Source organism: Hyphomonas oceanitis SCH89, assembly GCF_000685295.1.
GTDB lineage: Bacteria > Pseudomonadota > Alphaproteobacteria > Caulobacterales > Hyphomonadaceae > Hyphomonas > Hyphomonas oceanitis.
In genome coordinates this window covers 1-974 of record NZ_ARYL01000134.1, presented here as the reverse complement: position 1 = coordinate 974, position 974 = coordinate 1, and the positions used below count along the sequence as shown (strand labels likewise).

Genomic DNA, 974 nt, shown 5'->3' with positions numbered 1-974 from the left:
TCAATGACGGACTGAACGATGCGTTTTCCGGCGAGCATTCCGGCTGGCACACTGAAGACCTTGTCGAGCAGAACCAGATAAGCCGAGAGGCCCAGGACGCCTGGGCGCTGCGCTCGCAATCCCGGTTTTCCGAAGCCCAGGCAGAGGGCCAGTTCAAAGCGGAAATCGCCCCGGTTGAACTCAAGACACGCAAGGGGTCCAGCGTGTTTGATACCGATGAACACAATCGTCCCGACACAACGCTTGAAAGCCTTGCGCGCCTCAAACCGGCCTTTCGACCGGACGGTTCGATTACCGCTGGCAACGCCCCGGGCCTGAACTCAGGCGCGGCCGCGATGATCATTGCCGATCGGACCTGGGCCGAATCGCACGGCCTGATGCCGGCGGTCCGTATCGCCGGCATGGGCGTCGGCGCGGTCGAACCGGGTTTGTTTGGCCTCGGGCCGGTTCCGGCCGTCAGGCAGGCCCTTGAGCGCGCAGCCTGGCCACTGGCATCGGTCGAGCGGGTGGAGGTGAATGAAGCCTTCGCTGCCATCGCGATCGCGCTCGTCGACGAACTCGGATTCCCGCAAGAAATTGTTAATGTCGAAGGCGGCGCCATAGCCCATGGCCATCCGATCGGCGCGACGGGCGCTATTTTAGCGGTTCGGTTGATCCACGCGATGCAGCGCGAAGGCCTCAAGCGCGGGATCGTGACGCTTTGCATCGGCGGCGGACAAGGCATCGCCCTCGCGCTTGAACGGCTACCCTCCTGATCATGGCCAGCGCCGTCTCATTGCGCCTGCAGGCTGGAACGGGCGCCGCTGCGCGCTTTCATGAGGGGCGACCGGCTTCGTTGCGTATTAGAAGCCAAGGAGCTGTTCTCGCATGACTGATCGCGATCTGACCGGAAAAACGCCTCCGCATCACGCGAACGCTTTGCCGACCGGCGTGACCGGTGAAATCGTCCCTGCCGATGCTGGATTCCAGATCGG

The 974-nt window shown here is 63.1% G+C and carries 1 protein-coding gene; it reads left to right on the top strand.

What is annotated here, in order from left to right; genetic code table 11:
- Positions 1 to 755, top strand: a 755-nt coding sequence (locus HOC_RS20585; RefSeq protein ID WP_035542610.1) for a thiolase family protein, incomplete at its 5' end; no start/stop codon positions are given.
- Positions 756 to 974 lie beyond the last annotated feature (219 nt).